Origin of the sequence: Pseudomonas sp., assembly GCF_030690725.1 — a bacterium.
Lineage (GTDB): Bacteria > Pseudomonadota > Gammaproteobacteria > Pseudomonadales > Pseudomonadaceae > Aquipseudomonas.
Map to the genome: position 1 here is coordinate 135,193 of NZ_JAUYGD010000067.1, position 19,522 is coordinate 154,714.

Here is a 19,522-nt window from a genome sequence, read left to right on the forward strand (position 1 = left end):
ACATGCGCATTCTGCATACATCCGACTGGCACCTTGGCCAGCACTTTATGGGCAAGACCCGTCAAGCCGAGCACCAGGCCTTCTGCGCCTGGCTGATCGAACAGGTACGCGAGCAGGCGGTGGATGCCGTGCTGATTGCTGGCGATATCTTCGACACCGGCGCGCCGCCCAGCTATGCCCGCGAGCAGTACAACCGCTTTATCGTCGAGTTGCGTGGCACCGGCTGCGAGCTGGTGGTGCTCGGCGGTAACCATGATTCGGTGGCTATGCTCGGCGAGAGTAAGACGCTGCTGGCGCAGCTCGGTACGCGGGTGATTCCCGGCGTCTGCGAGCAGCTGGATGAACAGCTGCTGGTGCTGCACCAGCGCGACGGCCAACCAGGGGCGATTCTCTGTGGCATCCCCTTTATTCGCCCGCGCGATGTATTGCTTAGCCAGGCCGGGCAGAGCGCCCAGGACAAGCAGCAGTCGCTGCAACAGGCAATCCAGCAGCACTATCAGAATCTCTATGCCCTGGCCGAAGCGAAGCGCGCTGAGCTGGGCGGCGACCTGCCAATTATCGCCACGGGGCATCTGACCACAGTCGGTGCCAGCGCCAGCGATTCGGTGCGCGAGATCTATGTCGGCAGCCTGGAGGCCTTTCCCACCAGCGCCTTTCCGCCAGCGGCCTATATCGCCCTGGGGCATATCCACCGGCCGCAGAAGGTCGGTGGCCTGGAGCATATCCGCTACTGCGGCTCGCCCATTGCCCTGAGCTTCGATGAAGCCAGGCAGCAGAAGGAAGTGCTGTTGGTGGAGCTGGATAGCAGCGCCTTGCGCCAGATCACCGCGCTGCCGGTACCGCGTTTTCAGCTGCTGCTATCGCTGCGCGGCTCGCTAAAAGAGTTGGAAGTGCAGATCAAGCAAGCGGCGGAGCAGGGCCGCGCCGAGCAGCCGGTTTGGCTGGAAGTGCTGGTCGGCACCGACGATTACCTGAGCGACTTGCAGCTGCGTATCGCCGCGCTGTGTGAGGGCCTGCCGGTGGAGGTGCTGCGTATCCGCCGCGAGCGCGGCAATGCCAGCGCCAGCCTGCAGGGCCAGGCCAAGGAAACCCTGGATGAGCTAAGCGTCGAGGATGTTTTCGCCCAGCGGTTAAGCAGCGAAAGCCTGGATAACGCCGAGCAACAACGCTTGCTGGGGCTGTATCAGCAAGTGGTAAGCGAGCTGCGCGAGGGCGAGCTATGAAGATCCTTAGCCTGCGTCTGAAAAACCTTAATTCGCTCAAGGGCGAGTGGAAGATCGACTTCACCGCCGAACCCTTTAAGGATAACGGCCTGTTCGCCATTACCGGGCCCACCGGAGCGGGCAAGACCACGCTGCTCGACGCTATCTGCCTGGCGCTGTACCACCGCACGCCGCGTATGAGCACGGTGTCGGCCAGCGCCAATGAACTGATGAGCCGGCACACTGCCGACTGCCTGGCCGAGGTCGAATTCGAGGTCAAAGGCGTCGGTTACCGCGCCTTCTGGAGCCAGCGCCGCGCCCGCGATAAAGCCGATGGCGCGCTGCAGGCACCCAAGGTTGAACTGGCCGCTGCCAGCGGTCAGATCATTACCGACAAGATCAACGAGAAGCTGCGCGAGACCGAGCGTCTGACGGGCCTGGATTTCGAGCGCTTTACCAAGTCCATGCTGCTGGCCCAGGGCGGTTTTGCTGCCTTTCTCGAAGCCAACGCCAACCAGCGCGCCGAGCTGCTGGAAGAGCTGACCGGCACCGATATCTACGGGCAGATTTCCCAGCGGGTGTTTGAGCAGTGCCGCGAGGTCAAGGTCGCCCTCGATCAGCTGCGCGCCAAGGCCGAAGGCGTCGAACTGCTAAGTGATGAGCAGCGTATTGAGCTGCAAACGCAGGCCGAGCAACTGGCTATGGATGAAGCGGCGCTCGGCACACAACAGGCCGAGTTGCAGCGCCAGCGCCGCTGGTGTGAGGAACTGAGCAAGACCCAGGCTCAGTTGCACGCCAGCCAGCAGGCCGAGCAGGCGGCGCAGCATGAGCTGCAACTGGCCCAACCGCAGCTGGCACAACTGGCCGCCAGCGAGCCGGCACTGCGTTTGCAGCCGCTGCACCATGACTGGCAGCAGGCCCGCCAGAGTCTGACGCAGACCGAACAGGGCCTGCAACAGAATGCCGCCGAACAGTGCCAGGTTGAGCAGGCGATTGCCGATCAGACCTGGCAGGCCCGCGAACATAGCGCGGCGTTGCTCGCTGACTGCCAGGCGCAGCGCCAGCAGCTGGCCGAGCGCCTGCAGCAGGTACAGCAACAGCTGTCCGCGCAGCTGCAGCATGGACGGCTGGGTGAGCAGCTGGGCAGTTGGGGCGAGCAGCTTAAGGCGCGGCAGCAGCTGGCTGAAGAAATCGCCCAGCTGCAACTCAGTCAACAGCAGCTGCAAGAAACCATCACCGCGGCGCAGACGCAACTGAGCCAGCAAACTGAGCAACTTGGCGCCGAACAGCTTCGTCTGCAGCAGGCGCGCGAACAGGAAAACGCCGCGCAGCAGCAACGCGATGCGCTATTGGCCGGGCGCAGTGAGGCGGCCTTACGTGAGCGCTGGCAGCAGCTGCATATCCAGGGCGGTGTGCTGACCCAGCTGGGTGAGTTGGCCGTGGCCCAGCAGCGCCTGACGGCTGAGCAGACCCAGCTGACAACCGCCCTGATTAGCTTGCGCGAGCAGCATCAGGCCAAGGCTGCCGAAGTGGCGCAGTTGCGCCTGCGCTACAAGGACCTGCAGCAACAGGTGCAGGCCCAGGAGAAACTGCTGGAGCAGGAGCAGCGTATCCAGGCCCTGGAAGCCCATCGTGCTCAGCTGCAACTCGGGGAGGCCTGCCCGCTGTGCGGTTCCGAGTCGCACCCGGCGATCAGCGCATACCAGGCCCTGGATGTGTCGGCGACCAAGGCGCTGCTCAATAGCAAGCGCACTGAGCTGGAGGCCCTGACCGAACAGGGTCGGCAACTGGCCGGCGAGCTGGAAAAGCTCGCCGCCCGCCTGGAGCAGCAACAGCAGCAGTTTGAACGGGGCCAGCAGACCCAGGCCGAGCAAGGCGAGCGCTGGCAAGCGCTTAGCGCGCAGTTGGAAACCCCGTTGGCCGATGCCGTTGCCCTGGCTAAGCAGCAGGCGCAACAGAACATTGAACTTCAACAACTGCAGCAGCAACTTGAGCAGCTGCAACAGCTCAATACCATTCTTGAGCAGCGCCAGCAGGCGCGCCTAAATCTGCAGCAGCGCTGCAGTGAACTGGAGCAACAGCAGGCGCTCAATCATCTGCAGCTGCAGCAACGCCAGGAGCAGACTAAGCAAGGCCGGTTACGTCTGCAGCAGCTGCAGGACGTTGCGCACAAGCGCAATGAAAGCCTGAGCCAGGACCTGGCCGAGTTCGGCTATCAGCTGCCGGACGACGCCAGCGCCTGGCTTGCCGAGCGCCAGGCCGAGTGGCAGCGCTGGCAACACAATCAGCAGCAAAGCCTGGATTTACAGCGCGAGCTCAGTGAGCTGGACCATGGCCTGCAGGCTGCTGTGCAGCAGGCGGCGCTCTGGCAGCAGCGTTGGGATGCATTGGGCCTGGCCGATCAACCGGCCTCGGCCAAACCCGCCGATGCGCAGGCGGCTTTGCAGCAGGCGCAGATTCAACTGGAAGAGACGCAGCGCCGTCAGCAGCAGTTAGCCGGTAGTCGTCAGGCTCTGGCCAGCCGCTTGCAGGATGATCAGGCGCGCCTGCAACAGACCGAGCAGCAGTGGACGACCGCTCTAAGCGCCAGCCCCTTTGGTGATGAGGCCGCTTACCTGGCCGCGCTGCTGGATGAGACCCAACGCACCGCTCTGCAGCAGTTGCGTCAGCGCCTGGACAAAGCCTTGAGCGATGCCCAGGCCCTGGCCAGTGCTGCCGCGCAGCAGCTTGAGGCTCTGCAGGCTAGCCCGGCTACCGCCTTCAGCCTGGCGCAGTTGGATGAACAGTTGCTGGCCCTTAACGCCCAACTAAAAGCCCTTAGTGAACGCCAGGGCGAAATCCGCGCCCAGCTGCAGGGTGACGACGCGCGCAGGCAAGGCCAGCAAAGCCTGTTTGCCGCGATCCAGACCAAGCAGGGCGAATACGATCTATGGCAACAGCTCAACAGCCTGATCGGCTCGGCCGATGGCGCCAAGTACCGCAAATTCGCCCAGGGCCTGACCCTGGATCATCTGGTCTACCTGGCCAATCAGCAGCTCGAACGCCTGCATGGCCGTTACCAGTTGGCGCGGCGCAGCAGTGGCGAGCTGGAGCTGGAAGTGATCGACACCTGGCAGGCTGATGCGGCGCGCGACACCAAGACCCTGTCCGGCGGCGAGAGCTTTCTGGTCAGCCTGGCATTGGCCCTGGCGCTGTCCGATCTGGTCAGCCACAAGACCAGCATCGACTCGCTGTTTCTCGATGAAGGCTTCGGCACATTGGACGGTGAAACCCTGGAAGTGGCTCTGGACGCCCTGGATAACCTCAATGCCAGCGGCAAGATGATCGGCGTGATCAGCCATGTCGAGGCGCTCAAGGAGCGCATTCCGGTGCAGCTGAAAGTCCACAAGGGTGTCGGTATGGGCTACAGCGGCCTGGATAAGCGCTTTGCGGTGAGTGCGCGGGACAATTGATCTGCGCCAGCGTTGCTTGGGCAATGCCTACCTATACTGAAGCCTAGGAGTCTGTCGGGCTTTTCCTCGCTACGAACGGTTAAGCCCGACAGGCTCCTAGCGCGCAGGAAGCCGCACTCTCCATCAGGGAACGACGCTCTCCACTGCCTCGGAGCATTGCACTTGGCCAAGTTGTTGATCTGCCTGCTGTGCTGCTATTGCCTGGTTGTTGATATCCATGCAGCCCCGCGCTCGGCCGAGGCCTTGACCCTCTGTTATGAAGATCAGAACTCCTACCCCTGGGTGATGACCGACGGCAGCGGGCTCAATCTGCAGCTGTTGCGCCTGGTCGCTGATGCTTTGCCACTGCAGTTCAGCTTTGTTGCGGTGCCCTGGAAACGCTGCCTGTCTGGGCTTGCTCAAGGTACTTATGACGGCGCCTTTGCCTCCAGCTTCAAAGAGGAGCGTTTGCTTCTCGGCCGCTACCCACAGGATGCCGATGGTCGCCTGGATGAGCGCAAACGCCTGCACACCTCGATCTATGCCCTGTACCGGCGCAAGGGCAGCCCGGTGAGCTGGAACGGCGAGGAGTTTCGCCAGTTGCACGGGCAGGTGGGATCTCTGAGCGGCTTTTCGATTGTCGATTTTATTCGTGCTCAGGGCGCCGAGGTGGATGAAACCAGCCGCGATCCGCTGGCGCTGTTGCAGATGCTTAGCCATAAGCGCATTGAAGCGGCGGCGCTGCAGAGCCTGCGCGGCGATTTCGTGCTGCAGAGCAATCCTGAGCTGGCAGCGCGGCTGGAGAAGGTCAAGCTGCCGCTGGAAGAGAAGGCTTACTACCTGATGCTGTCCAACGCCTATGTGGCGACCAACCCGGAGCAGGCCGCGCGCATCTGGGATGAAATCGAACATCAGCGCGAGTCGGTGACCTATCAGCAGCAGGTGCGGGAGTTTCTGGCACGTTCGCAGCCCTGAGCCGGTTAATGCTTGGTGCCTGCCAAGCGCAGGCGCATGATCGTGCTTCGCCTCGATGAGTATTACCGCATGGCCAAGCCTCCCGCCGCTCCACCGTCTGCCTCTGCGCTTGGGCGCTTTCTCACCTTGGCCGGCACTGCCACGCGCATCGGCGGCAGCGTGCTGGGGCAGAGCCTGCGACCAGGGCGCAGCGGGATTGATTGGCAGCCGGTGGGTGACTTGCTCACCGATGTGCTGGGTGAGATGAAAGGCCCGGTGCTGAAACTGGGGCAAATGGCCTCGCAGTGGCAGGGGGTATTGCCTGAGCCGGTGGCCTTGGCGTTGGCTTCTCTGCAGAACCGCGTGCCGGCCTTGCCCTTCAGTGCGCTGCGCGGGCATTTGCAGCAGGTGTATGGCGCGGACCTTGGGCAGTTCTTCCAGCAGATCGATGAACAACCCTTTGCCGCAGCATCCCTCGGTCAGGTTCATCGCGCTATAGCGGCAGATGGCCGGGCGCTGGTGCTCAAGGTGCAATACCCGGGCATCGCCGAGATCTGCCAGGCGGATCTGCGTCAGCTGCGCCGTTTGCTACCGCTGGGGCGCTTGTTTCGCGCGCCGGCTGAGCAGCTGGAGGGCCTGTATCAGGAACTGGCGGCGGTGATTGAGGCCGAGCTGGATTACCCGGCGGAGATGCGCCGCCTGCAGGATTTTCGCGCGCATTTCGCCGATTGGCCGGGCTTGCGCCTGCCACAACCGCAGGAAGACCTGTGCCGCCCTGGCGTGCTGGCGCTCAGCGAGGAGGCTGGCTTACCTTTTGCCGAGGTCAGCCAGGCCAGTGCCGAAGTGCGTGAGCGCCTGGCCCTGACCCTGGTGCGCTGGCTGAGTGCCCAGGCTTTCGAACTGGGCCTGCTGCATGCCGATCCGCATCCGGGCAATTTTGCCTACACCGCCGCCGGTGAGCTGGTGGTGTATGACTTCGGTTGCGTGCAGGCGCTGTCCGAGCCGTTGCTGGCAGCCTATGTGAAAACTTACAAAGCCCTGCAGGCCCGCGATGGCGAGCAGTTGGAGCTGGCCTTCCAGGCCCTCGGCACACGCCAGCCGCAATCCACCACGCCCTATGGTTTGTACCGTCAGCTGCATGGCCTGCTTGGCCCGCTGCTGCAGCCCGGGGTGCACTGGGATTTTGCCGCCACGCCGCTGCATGAACAGGTGCAACGGCTGCTGCCTGATGTGTTGGGTGCCTTGGGCAGCCTGCAACCGGCACCGGCCACCTTGCTGGTCAATCGCACGCTGGAAGGGCATTACTGGAACCTCAGTCGCCTCGGCGTGGCGCTGCCGGTGGCCGATCTGTTGCAGGGGCAGCTGGCCGGGCGCTAGCGCATGCGGGTGACAGGAACAGCCTGGCCCTTCTCGATACGGGTCAGGAATACTGCGCTGGAGCCCTGGTGCTGGCGGCGCGAGAACGCCACCTTGAAGCCGCCAAGGTCCGTGTTGAGGTGTTCCAGTGCGTCAAGAAACGCCTCCCGCGTCGGCTCAGCGCCAGCCTTGCGCAGCGCCTGGGTAAACACTGCCGCGCCGATATAGCCCTCCAGCGAAGCATGGTCAAAGTCGCCGGGCTGCATATCGGCCTGATAGGCGCGTACCAGCGCCCGCGAGCTGTCGTGCGGAGAGGGCACCACCTGGGAGATATACACCCCGTCGCCGTCATTGCCAGCCTCGCGGATAAAGCCCTCGGTGCCGATAAATGACACCGTCATAAACCGCGTGTTGAAGCCCAGCGCTTTCGCCTGCTTGATCGCGGCGGCCAGTTGCCTGTAGGTGCCGACAAAGAACACCGCTTCCGGTTGGCTGCGTTGCAGCGTCTTGATGGCTGCCGCCACGTCCAGTGAGTTGCGCTGGATGTGCGCCTGGGCATAAATCGTCAGCTCACGCTTGAGCAGGGCGCCGTTGAGGCCGCCCTTGACCGCTTCGCCGAACGAGTCGTCCTGCATCAGGATGGCGATCTTGCTCAGCTTGAGGTCTTTGGTCACGCGCTCGACCAGGTGCTCGGTTTCCTCGATATAGGAGGCGCGAATATTGAACACCCCAGGTTTTGTCGGTGTGCGCAGAAACTCGGCGCCGGTAAAGGGGAACAGGTAAGGCACCTGCGCCTGCTGCGCCAGGGGCAGGGCGGCGCGTGAGGTGGGCGTGCCGACATAACCGAGCAGGGCGAACACCTGTTGGGTTTTCAGCAGTCGGCGGGTATGTGCGGCGGTCTGGCTGGGCTCGTAGCCATCGTCCCGGCTGAGCAGGTTGATCCGCCGGCCGTGCACCCCGCCTTCGGTGTTGACGCGCTTGAAGTAGGCCTGGGCGCCATTGAGCATGCCCAAACCCAGGGCCGCCGCCGGGCCGCTCTGCGCGTTGACCATACCGATCCGCACTTCATCCGTGCTCAGGCCTGGCTCCGCTGCGCTGGCAAAACCCGGCGTCAGCAGGCAGCTGAGCACCAGGCCGCGCAGCAGCTGTCGAGAGGTCATCGATAAGCTCCTTGCCATGATCGCAGGCCACTGCAGGGCCCGCTCGTCCATTTCTTCTTATTCTGGGTATGCATGTGATCCTCTAAGACACTCTAGTCAGTTGTGCATAAAAGACCGGGCTTTACTCGCTTGCCGGTGATGCTGACGGCTCCTGCTGGTACTTGCCTTGCTGTAGATCATCGAAATAACGCTGATAACGGCCGCTGTCACGGTAGAGCTGCAGACGTTTATTGAAGCGTTCGAGCAGCGCCGTGCTGCCTTCCAGGCTTTTCGGCAGCATCAGGTAGCTGAGGTTGACCAGCAGCGGTTTCGGGTGATGGGTGATCTTGGCTTGATCTTGCGCACTGAAGTGGCTGCGCAGGGCGGCGTAGCCGACGTTCATCTCCTGCGGGTAGAGCACCACACGCTCCTTGAGCAGTTTTTCGAAGTTCTGCTGGTCGTTGGAGACGCGCTCGATCTTCACCTTGTTCTCGGCGAGAAAGGCATCGAACTGCGGGCCGTAGCTGTATTCCAGGCCACCGCCGAGGGTCATGCCGGTGAGGTCGTCAAAGGTCTGCCAGTCGAAGGGCAGGCTTTTCAGGTGAAAGAACACGAATTGCTCATCGAGCAGTGGTGCGCTAAACAGAAAATCCGCCTCGCGTTCGTCTTTGTGCATCCACACGGCGGTGCCGTCAAAGCGCCCGGCCGCAGCGGCAGAATAGGCGCGTGGCCAGGGCAGAAACTGAAAGGTGACGCGATAGCCCTCATCGGCCAACAGGTCGCTGATCAGGTGGGCGATCACCCCGTTGTGTTGCAATTCGCTGGACAGATAAGGCGGCCAGTCGCCGACGCTGATCTTCAGTTCCGGCTGTTCGCTGGCTTGCGCGGGCAGCCCCAGCAACAGGCAGAACGCGACGAACAGGTTTTTCCACTTCATTAAAACCCCTTAGTGACAACCGGGAATAGCGCATGCGCGTGGTAATGGCCCAGTAATACCACTGCGCAGGCGCAGATAAAACGCCATTAATAGTTCATCAAAATGTCATTGCGTGAATGAAGACTGCTGCGGATTTGTTCAATCCCCATGTCTTTGCATAAGGATAGTTGCTGTGCTGCGAATCCCGACACTTTGTGCGCTGTTTGCCCTGGCTCCATTGGCTTCGGCACTTGAGCTTAAACCCCTGGCGCTGTACGAGAGCGGCTTTGCTGCCGGCACTGAAATTGTCAGCGCGCAGGCGTCAAGCATGCGGGTGATTGTCTCCAACAGCGCCGAAGGCTTGGTGGATGTGCTGCAGCTGGACCCGGCCAAGGGCCTTAACCGCATTGCCCGGCATAAGCTGGTGGCTGAAGGTGCGGGGGAGATCACCTCGGCCATTTTCCACCCCAGCGAAGACCTGTTTGCCGTGTGCATCCGCAACAGCGATGGCTTGAAAAACGGCCGCGTCGAGTTGCGTGCGGCGGCCGATGGCAAGCTGCTTAACACTGTAGAAATTGGCATCTGGCCGGACAGCCTGGCGTTTTCGCCGAAAGGCGACTTCATCGTGGTGGCCAACGAAGGCGAAGGCTATGTGCGTGACGGCGAGGGCTTTCGCAGCGGTGAAGGCTCGATCAGCCTGATCGACCTGCGCGGCGGCGTAGCAGCGGCCAAGCACAGCCTGATCAAACTGCCGGACCTGGCAGGTGTCGAGGGTGCCACCCAGGCCGAGCATCAGCGTTTGCTGGAGCGGGTGATCGACGGTGAAGAGCTGAAAGTGCCGTTCGGCACCAGCCCCGAGCATATCGAGCCGGAATACGTGACCTTCAGCCCGGACGGCGCGCGCGCCTACGTCAGCCTGCAGGAAAACAACGCGATTGCCGTGATCGATGTGCTGCAGGGCAAGCTGGACAAGGTATTTGGCGTCGGCACCGTGCGCCATGCGGCGGATATTGTCGATGACGGCAAGTATCAGCCGACTGCCGAGCTGTTCGCCCTGCGCGAGCCGGATGCCCTGGCGGTCAGCGCCGATGGTCGTTACCTGATCAGCGCCGATGAAGGCGATACCGATCCGAAAATCGCCAAGACCAAAGCCGGCCTGCCCAGCGGTGGTGGGCGTACGGTCAGCGTGTTCGATGCCATAAGCGGCAAGCTGCTCGGCGACACCGGCAGCCAACTCGATGATATGGCGGCCCAGGCCGGCGTTTACCCGGATGCGCGCAGCCCCAACAAAGGCAGCGAGCCAGAAGGTGTGGTGAGTTTTGATGCCTTCGGCAAGCGCTTGGCGGTGGCTACCCTGGAGCGTGCGGATGCGCTGGCGCTGATTGATCTTGATCAGCCGGAGCAACCCAAGGTGCTGCAGGTCGTCGGTGCCGGCGAAGGTGCCGGTTCCGGCAAGCTGGCGCCGGAAGGCCTTGCGCATGTCGAGCACAAGGGGCGGCACTTCCTGGTCACCGGTCTGGAGAAGAGCGGCAACGTCGCGCTGTTCGAATTGCTCAAGTAACTAGGGGCTGTTGCCGGTCAGACGCGCTGCATGCGTCTGGCCGAGTGCCAAGCAAGCCGGCCAGTGTGCCGGCTTTTTATGGCCTGCCATTCCTGGCAGCCACCTTTCGGGTTGTCGCTACGCGACGTTGAGAATTGCTCCTGGCGCTTTTTTCTTGGTGGCCAGTTCCCCGCCGGCCTTTGGCCCTTTAGAGTGCTGCAGCGCAATCGCGCGGGTAACAAAGGATGGCCGCGGCATGACCTTATGGGTCGTTTCAACTCTGTTTGTATTGACCTACCTGGGCATGGCTGCAGGGGGCATTCGTGGCCTGCGTGTTGATCGCAGCTGGATTGCCGGCTGCGCGGCGGTATTGCTGCTGGTTAGCGGCGCGCAATCACCTGCTGATGCGGCCAGCCACCTGGATGCCGGCGCACTGTTGCTGCTGCTGGCGCTGATGCTGATCAGCGCGCAGTTCGACTTCTCCGGCGTGTACGCCTGGCTTAATCAGCAACTCAGTCACTATGCCGAGCAGCCAGCGCTGCTGCTGTTGGGCGTGGTGCTGCTGGGCGGCGTGCTGTCGGCGTTGCTGGTCAATGACATCGTCGCCTTTGCCCTCACCCCGTTGCTCTGCCATAGCCTGCTGGCCCGTGGCCTCGATCCGCGGCCGTTTCTCCTGGCGTTGGCGCTGTCGTGTAATGCCGGCTCCAGCGCCAGCCTGATCGGTAACCCGCAGAACATTTTGATCGGCCAGGCCGGCGGCCTGGATTTCTGGTCTTACACCTTTATCGCCGGCCCGCCCGCGCTGGCCGCATTGGCTATTACCTACGCGGTGATCTGGCTGCAATGGCGCAAGCGCTGGGGTACGGCCAAACCAGCAGTGCAGGAAGAAACCCCGGTTGAGCGCATTTACGGCCTGCGCAGTTACCTCAAGCCGCTGCTGGCCAGCCTGGTGCTGCTCGGGCTGTTTTCCACCAGCATGCCGCGCGAAATTTCCGCGCTACTGATTGCCGCGTTGGTGATGATTTCGCGGCGGGTGGACAGCCGCGACTATGTGCAGAAGGTCGACTGGAACCTGTTGCTGCTGTTTGCCGGGTTGTTCATCGTCACCGGCGCGGCGATGAGCCTGCCGCAGGTCGCCGGTATGGCCGGCAAACTGGCCGAGCTGGGCTTGCTGCCGCATGGGGTGATCACCCTGGCGAGCCTGTCCCTGTTGGCCGGCAACCTGATCGGCAATGTGCCTTACGTGATGTTGCTGCTGGGCGTGTTGCCGGATGCCAGCGAAGCCTTGTTGGTGGGCCTGGCGATCATGTCGACGCTGGCCGGCAACCTGTTGCTGATCGGCAGCGTGGTCAACCTTATCGTCGCCGAAAGCGCGCGGCGTCAGGGCGTACCGCTGAGCTTTGTCGACTTTGCCCGCAGCGGCGTGCCGGTGACCTTGCTGAGCATGGGCGTGGCGGGGTTGTGGCTGGCGTTGGGCGGTTGGCTGCCCTGGTAGACGTAAGCCGTAGCCCGGATGCAATCCGGGGCGCTTTGCTGGCCGCAAGATACACTCCCGGATTGCATCCGGGCTACGTGCATCGCGCTATCGCGTTGCCAGCCTACGACCAGCGGGCTGTGCGCCAGGCCTGCTGCTGTTCCGCCGTCTGAAAGGTCCAGGCAACAAAGCGGCTCTGCTTCTGGCCCTGGGCCATTTCCACGGTTTGTACCTGGAGTGCGCCGGCTTTCTTCAACTCGCTGTAAACGCCCGGCAGGTTGCCGGCCTTGGAGATCAGGCTGCTAAACCACAGCACCTGCTGACCCACCGCGACACTTTCCTTGATCAACTGGCTGACAAACGCCGCTTCGCCACCCTTGCACCACAGCTCTGCCGCCTGGCCGCCGAAGTTCAGCACCGGCAGTTTGCGTTTGGGGTCGAGTTTGCCGAGGTTGCGCCATTTACGTTTGCTACCGCTGCTGGCTTCTTCCGCGCTGGCATGGAAGGGCGGGTTGCACAGGGTCAGGTCGAAGCGCTCATCGCTCTGTAGCAAGCCCTGGAAGATATGCGCGCTGTCGCGCTGCTGGCGCAGCTCGATGGCCTCGCCCAGGCCCGGATTGGATTGCACTATGGCTTTGGCCGAGGCGATGGCATTGGCGGCGATGTCCGAGCCGAGAAACTGCCAGGCGTATTCGCGGTTACCCAGCAGCGGGTAGATGCAGTTGGCGCCCACGCCAATATCCAGTGCGCGCACCTTGGCCCCGCGCGGGATCTGACCGCCATTGCTGGCGGCCAGCAGGTCGGCCAGGTAATGCAGGTAATCGGCGCGGCCTGGAATCGGCGGGCACAGATAATCCGCCGGAATATCCCAATGCGCGATGCCGTAGAACTGCTTGAGCAGCGCCCGGTTGAACACCTTAACCGCCGCCGGGTTGGCAAAGTCGATGCTCTCATTGCCATAGGGATTAATGATCACAAAGGCTGCCAGCTCGGGGCTGGCCTTGATCAGCGCGGGGAAGTCATAGCGCCCCTGATGACGGTTGCGTGGGTGCAACTGGCCCTTGGCTGCATCAAGCTTGCCTGCAGCAGGTTTGCCAGGCGCAGGGCTGGGTTTACGGTTAGGGCGTTTCGGCGGCAGGGACATGGCAGGCGGATCTGAGGCTCGGGGCGCGGGATTTTCCCACAGCTGGGCGCGGCGTGCTTGTCGATAGCAGTAAATCAGCTGCGCGGCGGGTTACACCTGGCCTGACAGTTTCGTTCAGGGATAACCGAGCACGGCCTTGATTTGCGCCAGATTGGCGGCAATCCACTGTGGGTTGATCGCGCCCCAGTCACGAATTTCATAGTGCCCGGCGTTATTGCGTTCGCCGCTTTGCTGGGCGAAGGCGCAGTTGATATCCAGCTCGGCCAGGGCACTCAGGGTGTCCTGGGCGGTGCGCCGCGGCATGCCGGTGGCGGCCATCAGCGCCGGGACGCTGGTGGCGGCGCCGCTGTCGATCAGCCAGGCCACATACAGACGGCGGTAGAAGCTGCTGCGGGTTTTGCTGACGTCCATAAGGGCTCCTGCGCGAGGCGGTTGCAACAACCGCCGCATTGCCTGACTTACATGGCGAAGAGTGCGATATAGCTTAGGGCCCCGGCGATATAGCCGGCAAAGGCCAGGCCGCTGATGTACTTCACGTACCAGATAAAGTTGATCTTCTCCATGCCCATGGCGGCCACGCCGGCCGCCGAGCCGATGATCAGGCAGCTACCGCCGGTGCCGGCGCAGTAGGCGAGCATTTCCCAGAAGTTGCCGTTGACCACAAAGTTGCTCAGCCAACTGCTTTCGCTACCCGCCAGGGCCAGGGCTTCAGGGCTGACCAGTGGGTACATCTTCATTGCACCGGCGACCATTGGCACGTTATCCACCACGGCGGAGAGCAGGCCGATGGACATGGCGATGGTGTAGACGTTGCCCAGGCTGTCTTTCAGGTAGGTGGCCACATCGATTAGATGGCCTGCGGTGGACAGGCTGGACACCGCCAGCAGGATGCCGAGGAAGAACAGCACGCTGGTGACGTCGATGCGGCGCAGTACGCCGACCACCGAGAGCGGGTCCTTGTCTTCGCTGTTCTTGCTGCGGTGGATGATTTCAGTGGTGACCCAAAGCACGCCAAGGCCGAACAGGATGCCCATGTATGGCGGCAGGTGGGTGATGGTCTTGAACACTGGCACGAAGATCAATGCGCCGAGGCCCATAACAAACACCAGGTTGCGCTCGAAGGGCGTGGTCGGGTCGCGACGGCTTTCGCGGCTTTGCTTGGGCTTGGGCGGGGTGATTTCACCCTTGAGCACGAAGCTCATGATGGTCAGCGGCACCAGCAGGCAGATCAGGCTTGGGATGATCAGCTTGACCACGATGCCGCTGGCAGTGACCTGGTTACCGATCCACAGCATAGTGGTGGTCACGTCACCAATTGGCGACCAGGCGCCGCCGGCGTTGGCGGCAATCACCACGATGCCGGCATAGAACCAACGCTCCTTCTGGTCGTCGATCAGTTTGCGCAGCAGCGAAATCATCACGATGGTGGTGGCCAGGTTATCCAGCGCCGCCGAGAGGAAGAAGGTGATTACGCCCACCAGCCACAGCAGGTGCACGCGCTTGTTGGTGCGAATGCGGTCAGTGATGACTTTGAAGCCTTCATGGGCGTCGATCAGCTCAACGATGGTCATGGCGCCCATCAGGAAGAACAGAATCTCGGAGATTTCGCCCAGATGATGGCGCAGCTCTTCGGTGACGTGATGGTCATTGCCACTGGCGCCTGCGGTGGCGGCACCGATCAGCGGCAGAATGCTGTCCGCGCCCAGTACCAGCAGAGTCCAGCAAATTACTGCAGTCAGGATGGCCGACGCGGCTTTATCAATTTTCAGGGGGTGTTCGAGGGCGATACACAGGTAGCCGAAGACGAAGGTCAGTGCCATCAACGCGTACATGATCAGAATTCCAGATTCAGGGCTTTTTTATTGAGTTGGAGGTGCCAGAGGCATCTAGATGCGCCGACGAAGATGCCTGATTTGCGTGGAAATTGGCAGCGGATTTATCGCCAGGCCAGGCTGTGTGCTTGTCTGCTGGCTATTTATGGGCGAGCGGTTAGCCCTGGCGCGCCCGAACTACGCGGTGCTGCGCAGTTGCGGACGGGGTTGGGCTCAGGCCTGCGACAGGTCGTCGCGTTCCGCGTTGGCCGGCACAACGGGTTGCGGCGGGAAGATAAAGGCCAGTGTGATTGCCAACAGCGGCATCAGCAGGTTGAAGAAGCAGTACGGCAGGTAGCTTAGGGTCGCCACGCCCAGAGTGGCGGCCATATAGGCGCCGCAGGTGTTCCACGGCACCAGCACCGAGGTCAGGGTGCCGCCGTCTTCGAGGGCGCGCGACAGGTTGACCGGGGCCAGCCCGCGCTTTTCGTACTCGGCGCGGTACATACGGCCTGGCAGTACCAGGGCGATGTACTGGTCGGCGGTGATGATATTGGTGCCGATGCTGGTGGCAATGGTGCTGGCGATCAGGCTGCTGGTGCTTTTCGCCAGGTGCAGGGTGCTTTGCAGCAGGCGCTGCAGCAGTCCGAGTTTTTCCAGCACGCCGCCAAAGCACATGGCGCAGATAATCAGCCACACGGTGGTGAGCATGCTGGCCATACCGCCCTTGGACAGCAGGCCGTCCAGCGCCGGGTTGCCGCTGCTCGATTCATAACCGGCAAACAGCGCGCTCCACACGGTTTTTAGCGGCGCCAGGCTGCCGGCAGCCGGATCGGCCAATCGCGCCATCACCTCGGGCTGAAACACCACGGCGAACACGCCGCCGAGCAGCGCGGCGACAAACACCGCCGGGAAGGCTGCCCACTGGCGCACGGCAAGAAACAGCAGCAGGGCCACCGGCAGCAACAGGTGCCAGCCCAGGCTGAACTGAGCTTCCAGCGCCTGCAGCACTTCGGCGATACGCGCGGTGTCGTGGCTGTTGCTGGCTTGCTGGCCGAGAACGAAGAAAATCATCAGGGCAATCAACAAGGCCGGTGTCGTGGTGCGCAGCATCAGGCGGATATGCGCGAACAGATCTGCCCCGGCAGCGGCAGGTGCCAGGTTGGTGGTGTCTGACAGCGGCGACAGCTTGTCGCCAAAGTAGGCGCCGGAAATGATCGCCCCGGCGGTAATCGCCGGGTCCAGGCCCAGGCCTGCCGCCACGCCCATCAGGCCGATGCCCAGGGTGCCGGCCACTGTCCAGGAGCTGCCGATGGACAGCGCGGTGAGGGCGCAGATCAGGCAGCTGGTGACGTAGAAGTATTCCGCCGAGATCAGCTTGAGGCCGAGCCAGATCATGGTTGGCACGGTGCCGGCGAGAATCCAGGTGCCGATCAGCGCACCGACCGCCAGCAGAATCAGGTTGGCCTTCATCGCCATATGGATGCCGGCGAGGATGCCTTCCTCGATCTGCGCCCACTGCAGGCCATTCTTCAGGCCGACCAGGCCGGCGACAAAGGCCGCGCTCATCAGCGCGATCTGGTTTGGCCCGCTGGAGGAGCTGTCGCCATACAGGTAAACGGAAAGGCCCAACAGCAGCACCAGTACGCCAATCGGCAGCAGGGCATCGAGCAGGGAAGGGGAGCGTGTATCAGTCATGGGTGTACCGGTCGATCAATGAAACTGTGGCTGGAAAGCCCAACCCAGAAAAAACGAAACCCGCGCCGGTAAGGGCGCGGGCTGCGGGTGTTGCCAGTGGATCAGAGTGCGGCGATCTTGCCGCGCTGCTCGACCATCTTGCTCAGGGCCTGTTCGGCCTCGGCCAGTTTGGCGCGCTCTTTATCGAGCACTTCGGCCGGCGCCTTGGCGACGAAGCCTTCGTTGCTCAGCTTGCCGCCGACGCGCTGCACTTCACCGGAGAGGCGGGCGATCTCTTTATCCAGACGCGCGAGTTCCGCGTCCTTGTCGATCAGCCCGGCCATCGGCACCAGCACCTGCATCTCGCCAACCAGGGCGGTGGCGGACATCGGTGCTTCTTCGCCGGCTTCCAGTACGCGTACCGACTCCAGCTTGGCCAGCTTATTGAGCAGCGGCGCGTTGTCGGCCAGGCGGCGGCGGTCTTCGTCACTGGCGTTGGCCAGGATGATGTCGATGCGCTTGGCCATGGAGATTTTCATCTCGCCACGGATTTGGCGCAGGCCGAGCATCAGCTGCTTGACCCACTCGATATCGCCTTCGGCGGCGGCATCGATGCGGCTTTCATTGGCCACCGGCCAGGCCTGCAGCATGATGGTTTCACCACTGACGCCGGCTTGCGCCTTGATGCGCTGCCAGATTTCTTCGGTGATAAACGGCATAAACGGATGGGCCAGACGCAGCGCCACTTCCAGCACGCGAATCAGGGTGCGGCGGGTGCCGCGCTGGCGTTCGATTGGCGCGGTTTCGTCCCACAGCACTGGCTTGACCAGCTCCAGGTACCAGGCGCAGTACTCGTCCCAGATAAACTCGTAGAGCGCCTGGGCGGCCAGGTCGAAGCGGAAGGCGTCGAGCTGGCGGGTGACTTCGGCTTCGGTGCGCTGCAGGGCGGAGATGATCCAGCGGTCCACCGAAGACAGTTCGACCGGCTCGCCATTGACGCCTGTGTCCTGGCCGTCGGTGTTTTCCAGCACGAAGTTGGCGGCGTTCCAGATCTTGTTGCAGAAGTTGCGGTAACCCTCAACGCGGCCCATGTCGAACTTGATGTCACGACCGGTGGAGGCCAGCGCCAGGTTGGTAAAGCGCAGGGCGTCGGTGCCGTAGGCGGCGATGCCCTCGGGGAACTCGGCGCGGGTCTGCTTGGCGATCTTCTCGGCGAGCTTGGGCTGCATCATGCCGCTGGTGCGTTTTTCCAGCAGCTCGTCCAGGGTAATGCCGTCGACGATATCCAGCGGGTCGAGCACGTTGCCCTTGGACTTGGACATCTTCTGGCCCTGGCCATCGCGCACCAGGCCGTGCACATAGACGGTCTTGAACGGGATCTGCCCGGTCAGGTGGGTCGACAGCATGATCATCCGGGCGACCCAGAAGAAGATAATGTCGAAGCCTGTTACAAGAACATCCGTGGGGTGGAAGGTCTTCAATTCTTCAGTTTGCTGCGGCCAGCCGAGGGTGGAGAAGGTCCACAGGCCGGAGCTGAACCAGGTGTCGAGAACGTCCTCGTCCTGGCGCAGGTTGGCGTCGCCGAGGTTGTGGGTGGCGCGTACTTCTGCCTCGTCGCGGCCGACATAGACGTTGCCGGCATCGTCGTACCAGGCCGGGATTCGGTGGCCCCACCAGAGCTGGCGGCTGATGCACCAGTCCTGGATATCGCGCATCCAGCTGAAGTACATGTTTTCGTACTGCTTGGGCACGAACTGGATCTCGCCGCTTTCGACCACGGCGATGGCTTTTTCCGCCAGCGGCTTGGTGCTGACGTACCACTGGTCGGTCAGCCACGGCTCGATGATGGTGCCGGAGCGGTCGCCTTTCGGCACTTTCAGGGCGTGGGCGTCGATGCTTTCCAAGAGGCCTGCGGCCTCGAAGGCGGCAACGATCTGTTTACGCGCTTCAAAACGATCCAGGCCGGCGTATTCGGCCGGCAGGCTGCAGTCGATCTGGCTATTGACGCTGCCATCGACATTGAACGCCTGGACCTGTGCGAGCACGGCGGCGTTCTTGTCGAAGATATTCAGCAGCGGCAGGTTGTGACGCTTGCCGACTTCATAGTCGTTGAAGTCGTGGGCCGGGGTGATTTTCACGCAGCCGGTGCCGAACTCGGGGTCGCAGTAATCGTCGGCGACGATCGGGATACGCCGGCCAACCAGCGGCAGCTCGACGAAGGTGCCGATCAGGGCTTTATAGCGCTCGTCTTCCGGGTGCACGGCCACGGCGCTGTCGCCGAGCATGGTTTCCGGGCGAGTGGTGGCGACGATCAGGTAATCCTTGCCGTCGGCGGTCTTGTTACCGTCAGCCAGCGGGTAGCGCAGGTTCCACAGGCTGCCTTTCTCGTCGTGATTTTCCACTTCGAGGTCGGAGATGGCGGTGTGGAACTTGGTGTCCCAGTTGACCAGGCGCTTGCCGCGGTAGATCAGGCCGTCTTTGTGCAGGCGCACGAAGGCTTCTTTAACCGACTCGGACAGACCTTCGTCCATGGTGAAGCGCTCGCGCGACCAGTCCACCGATGAGCCCAGGCGACGTATCTGCCGGGTGATGGTGCCGCCGGACTGCTCCTTCCATTCCCAGACTTTCTCCAGAAACTTCTCGCGGCCCAGATCGTGGCGGCCAATGCCGTCGGCGGCCAACTGACGCTCTACCACCATCTGGGTGGCGATACCGGCGTGGTCGGTGCCCGGCTGCCACAGGGTGTTGCGGCCCTGCATGCGGCGGAAACGAATCAGCGCATCCATTATCGAGTTATTGAAGCCATGGCCCATGTGCAGGCTGCCGGTGACGTTCGGCGGCGGGATCATGATGGTGTAGGGCTCGCCGGAACCTTGCG

Annotated in this window: 13 protein-coding genes; 6 read left to right on the plus strand and 7 right to left on the minus strand. The window is 62.6% G+C overall.

Annotated features, from left to right (window positions below; translation table 11 throughout):
- The first annotated feature begins 2 nt into the window (after positions 1 to 2).
- The 4 genes from sbcD (at position 3) to Q8O69_RS17345 (ending at position 6,964) form a co-directional block, all read left to right on the plus strand.
- Positions 3 to 1,223, plus strand: coding sequence for an exonuclease subunit SbcD (sbcD, locus tag Q8O69_RS17330; protein WP_305593460.1), 1,221 nt, complete (start codon positions 3 to 5; stop codon positions 1,221 to 1,223).
- Positions 1,220 to 4,654, plus strand: a complete 3,435-nt coding sequence (locus Q8O69_RS17335; protein ID WP_305593461.1) for an SbcC/MukB-like Walker B domain-containing protein — start codon at positions 1,220 to 1,222, stop codon at positions 4,652 to 4,654. The genes sbcD and Q8O69_RS17335 overlap by 4 nt, the downstream gene beginning before the upstream one ends.
- Positions 4,655 to 4,816: 162 nt before the next feature.
- Positions 4,817 to 5,608 (plus strand): ABC transporter substrate-binding protein, encoded by a 792-nt coding sequence (locus tag Q8O69_RS17340; RefSeq protein WP_305593462.1) that lies wholly within the window; start codon positions 4,817 to 4,819, stop codon positions 5,606 to 5,608.
- A gap of 36 nt (positions 5,609 to 5,644) precedes the next feature.
- Positions 5,645 to 6,964 carry an AarF/ABC1/UbiB kinase family protein gene (locus Q8O69_RS17345; RefSeq protein ID WP_305593463.1) on the plus strand — a complete coding sequence of 440 codons (1,320 nt, stop codon included), beginning with the start codon at positions 5,645 to 5,647 and terminating at the stop codon, positions 6,962 to 6,964.
- Here the strand turns inward: Q8O69_RS17345 and Q8O69_RS17350 are convergent.
- Positions 6,961 to 8,103, minus strand: a complete 1,143-nt coding sequence (locus tag Q8O69_RS17350) for an ABC transporter substrate-binding protein (protein WP_305593464.1) — start codon at positions 8,101 to 8,103, stop codon at positions 6,961 to 6,963. The two genes, Q8O69_RS17345 and Q8O69_RS17350, sit on opposite strands and share 4 nt — an antisense overlap.
- Positions 8,104 to 8,224: 121 nt before the next feature.
- The gene (locus Q8O69_RS17355; protein ID WP_305593465.1) at positions 8,225 to 9,019 is read right to left on the minus strand and encodes an ABC transporter substrate-binding protein; all 795 of its coding nucleotides are present in this window, start codon (positions 9,017 to 9,019) and stop codon (positions 8,225 to 8,227) included.
- A gap of 172 nt (positions 9,020 to 9,191) precedes the next feature.
- On the opposite strand from Q8O69_RS17355, the gene Q8O69_RS17360 reads away from it, so the two are divergent.
- Both Q8O69_RS17360 and Q8O69_RS17365 read left to right on the plus strand, forming a co-directional pair.
- A complete protein-coding gene (locus Q8O69_RS17360) occupies positions 9,192 to 10,559 on the plus strand; it encodes a hypothetical protein (RefSeq protein ID WP_305593466.1) in 1,368 nt (455 codons plus the stop codon).
- A 235-nt stretch (positions 10,560 to 10,794) separates the two neighbouring features.
- Complete coding sequence (locus Q8O69_RS17365; RefSeq protein WP_305593467.1) at positions 10,795 to 12,033, plus strand: SLC13 family permease; 1,239 nt, start codon at positions 10,795 to 10,797, stop codon at positions 12,031 to 12,033.
- Positions 12,034 to 12,136: 103 nt separating this feature from the next.
- Here the strand turns inward: Q8O69_RS17365 and rlmF are convergent, their stop codons facing one another.
- From rlmF to Q8O69_RS17390, 5 genes are all read right to left on the minus strand, one after another.
- Positions 12,137 to 13,156 (minus strand): 23S rRNA (adenine(1618)-N(6))-methyltransferase RlmF, encoded by a 1,020-nt coding sequence (rlmF, locus tag Q8O69_RS17370; protein WP_305593468.1) that lies wholly within the window; start codon positions 13,154 to 13,156, stop codon positions 12,137 to 12,139.
- A gap of 114 nt (positions 13,157 to 13,270) precedes the next feature.
- The gene (locus tag Q8O69_RS17375; protein ID WP_305593469.1) at positions 13,271 to 13,567 is read right to left on the minus strand and encodes a winged helix-turn-helix domain-containing protein; all 297 of its coding nucleotides are present in this window, start codon (positions 13,565 to 13,567) and stop codon (positions 13,271 to 13,273) included.
- 47 nt (positions 13,568 to 13,614) lie between these two features.
- Entirely contained in the window at positions 13,615 to 14,988 is a 1,374-nt protein-coding gene (nhaD, locus tag Q8O69_RS17380) for a sodium:proton antiporter NhaD (RefSeq protein ID WP_305593470.1), read from the minus strand.
- A 213-nt stretch (positions 14,989 to 15,201) separates the two neighbouring features.
- Positions 15,202 to 16,665: a Na+/H+ antiporter NhaC gene (nhaC, locus tag Q8O69_RS17385; RefSeq protein ID WP_305593471.1), complete on the minus strand. Its 1,464-nt coding sequence runs from the start codon at positions 16,663 to 16,665 to the stop codon at positions 15,202 to 15,204.
- A 101-nt stretch (positions 16,666 to 16,766) separates the two neighbouring features.
- Positions 16,767 to 19,522 (minus strand): valine--tRNA ligase (locus Q8O69_RS17390; RefSeq protein WP_305593472.1); only part of this gene is annotated, 2,756 nt, incomplete at its 5' end.

Coding starts and splice junctions, on each gene's coding strand:
- sbcD (WP_305593460.1), top strand. CDS start 3: ATGCGCATTCTGCATACATCCGACTGGCACCTTGGCCAGCACTTTATG.
- Q8O69_RS17335 (WP_305593461.1), top strand. CDS start 1,220: ATGAAGATCCTTAGCCTGCGTCTGAAAAACCTTAATTCGCTCAAGGGC.
- Q8O69_RS17345 (WP_305593463.1), top strand. CDS start 5,645: ATGATCGTGCTTCGCCTCGATGAGTATTACCGCATGGCCAAGCCTCCC.
- Q8O69_RS17350 (WP_305593464.1), bottom strand. CDS start 8,103: ATGACCTCTCGACAGCTGCTGCGCGGCCTGGTGCTCAGCTGCCTGCTG.
- Q8O69_RS17355 (WP_305593465.1), bottom strand. CDS start 9,019: ATGAAGTGGAAAAACCTGTTCGTCGCGTTCTGCCTGTTGCTGGGGCTG.
- Q8O69_RS17365 (WP_305593467.1), top strand. CDS start 10,795: ATGACCTTATGGGTCGTTTCAACTCTGTTTGTATTGACCTACCTGGGC.
- rlmF (WP_305593468.1), bottom strand. CDS start 13,156: ATGTCCCTGCCGCCGAAACGCCCTAACCGTAAACCCAGCCCTGCGCCT.
- Q8O69_RS17375 (WP_305593469.1), bottom strand. CDS start 13,567: ATGGACGTCAGCAAAACCCGCAGCAGCTTCTACCGCCGTCTGTATGTG.
- nhaD (WP_305593470.1), bottom strand. CDS start 14,988: ATGTACGCGTTGATGGCACTGACCTTCGTCTTCGGCTACCTGTGTATC.
- nhaC (WP_305593471.1), bottom strand. CDS start 16,665: ATGACTGATACACGCTCCCCTTCCCTGCTCGATGCCCTGCTGCCGATT.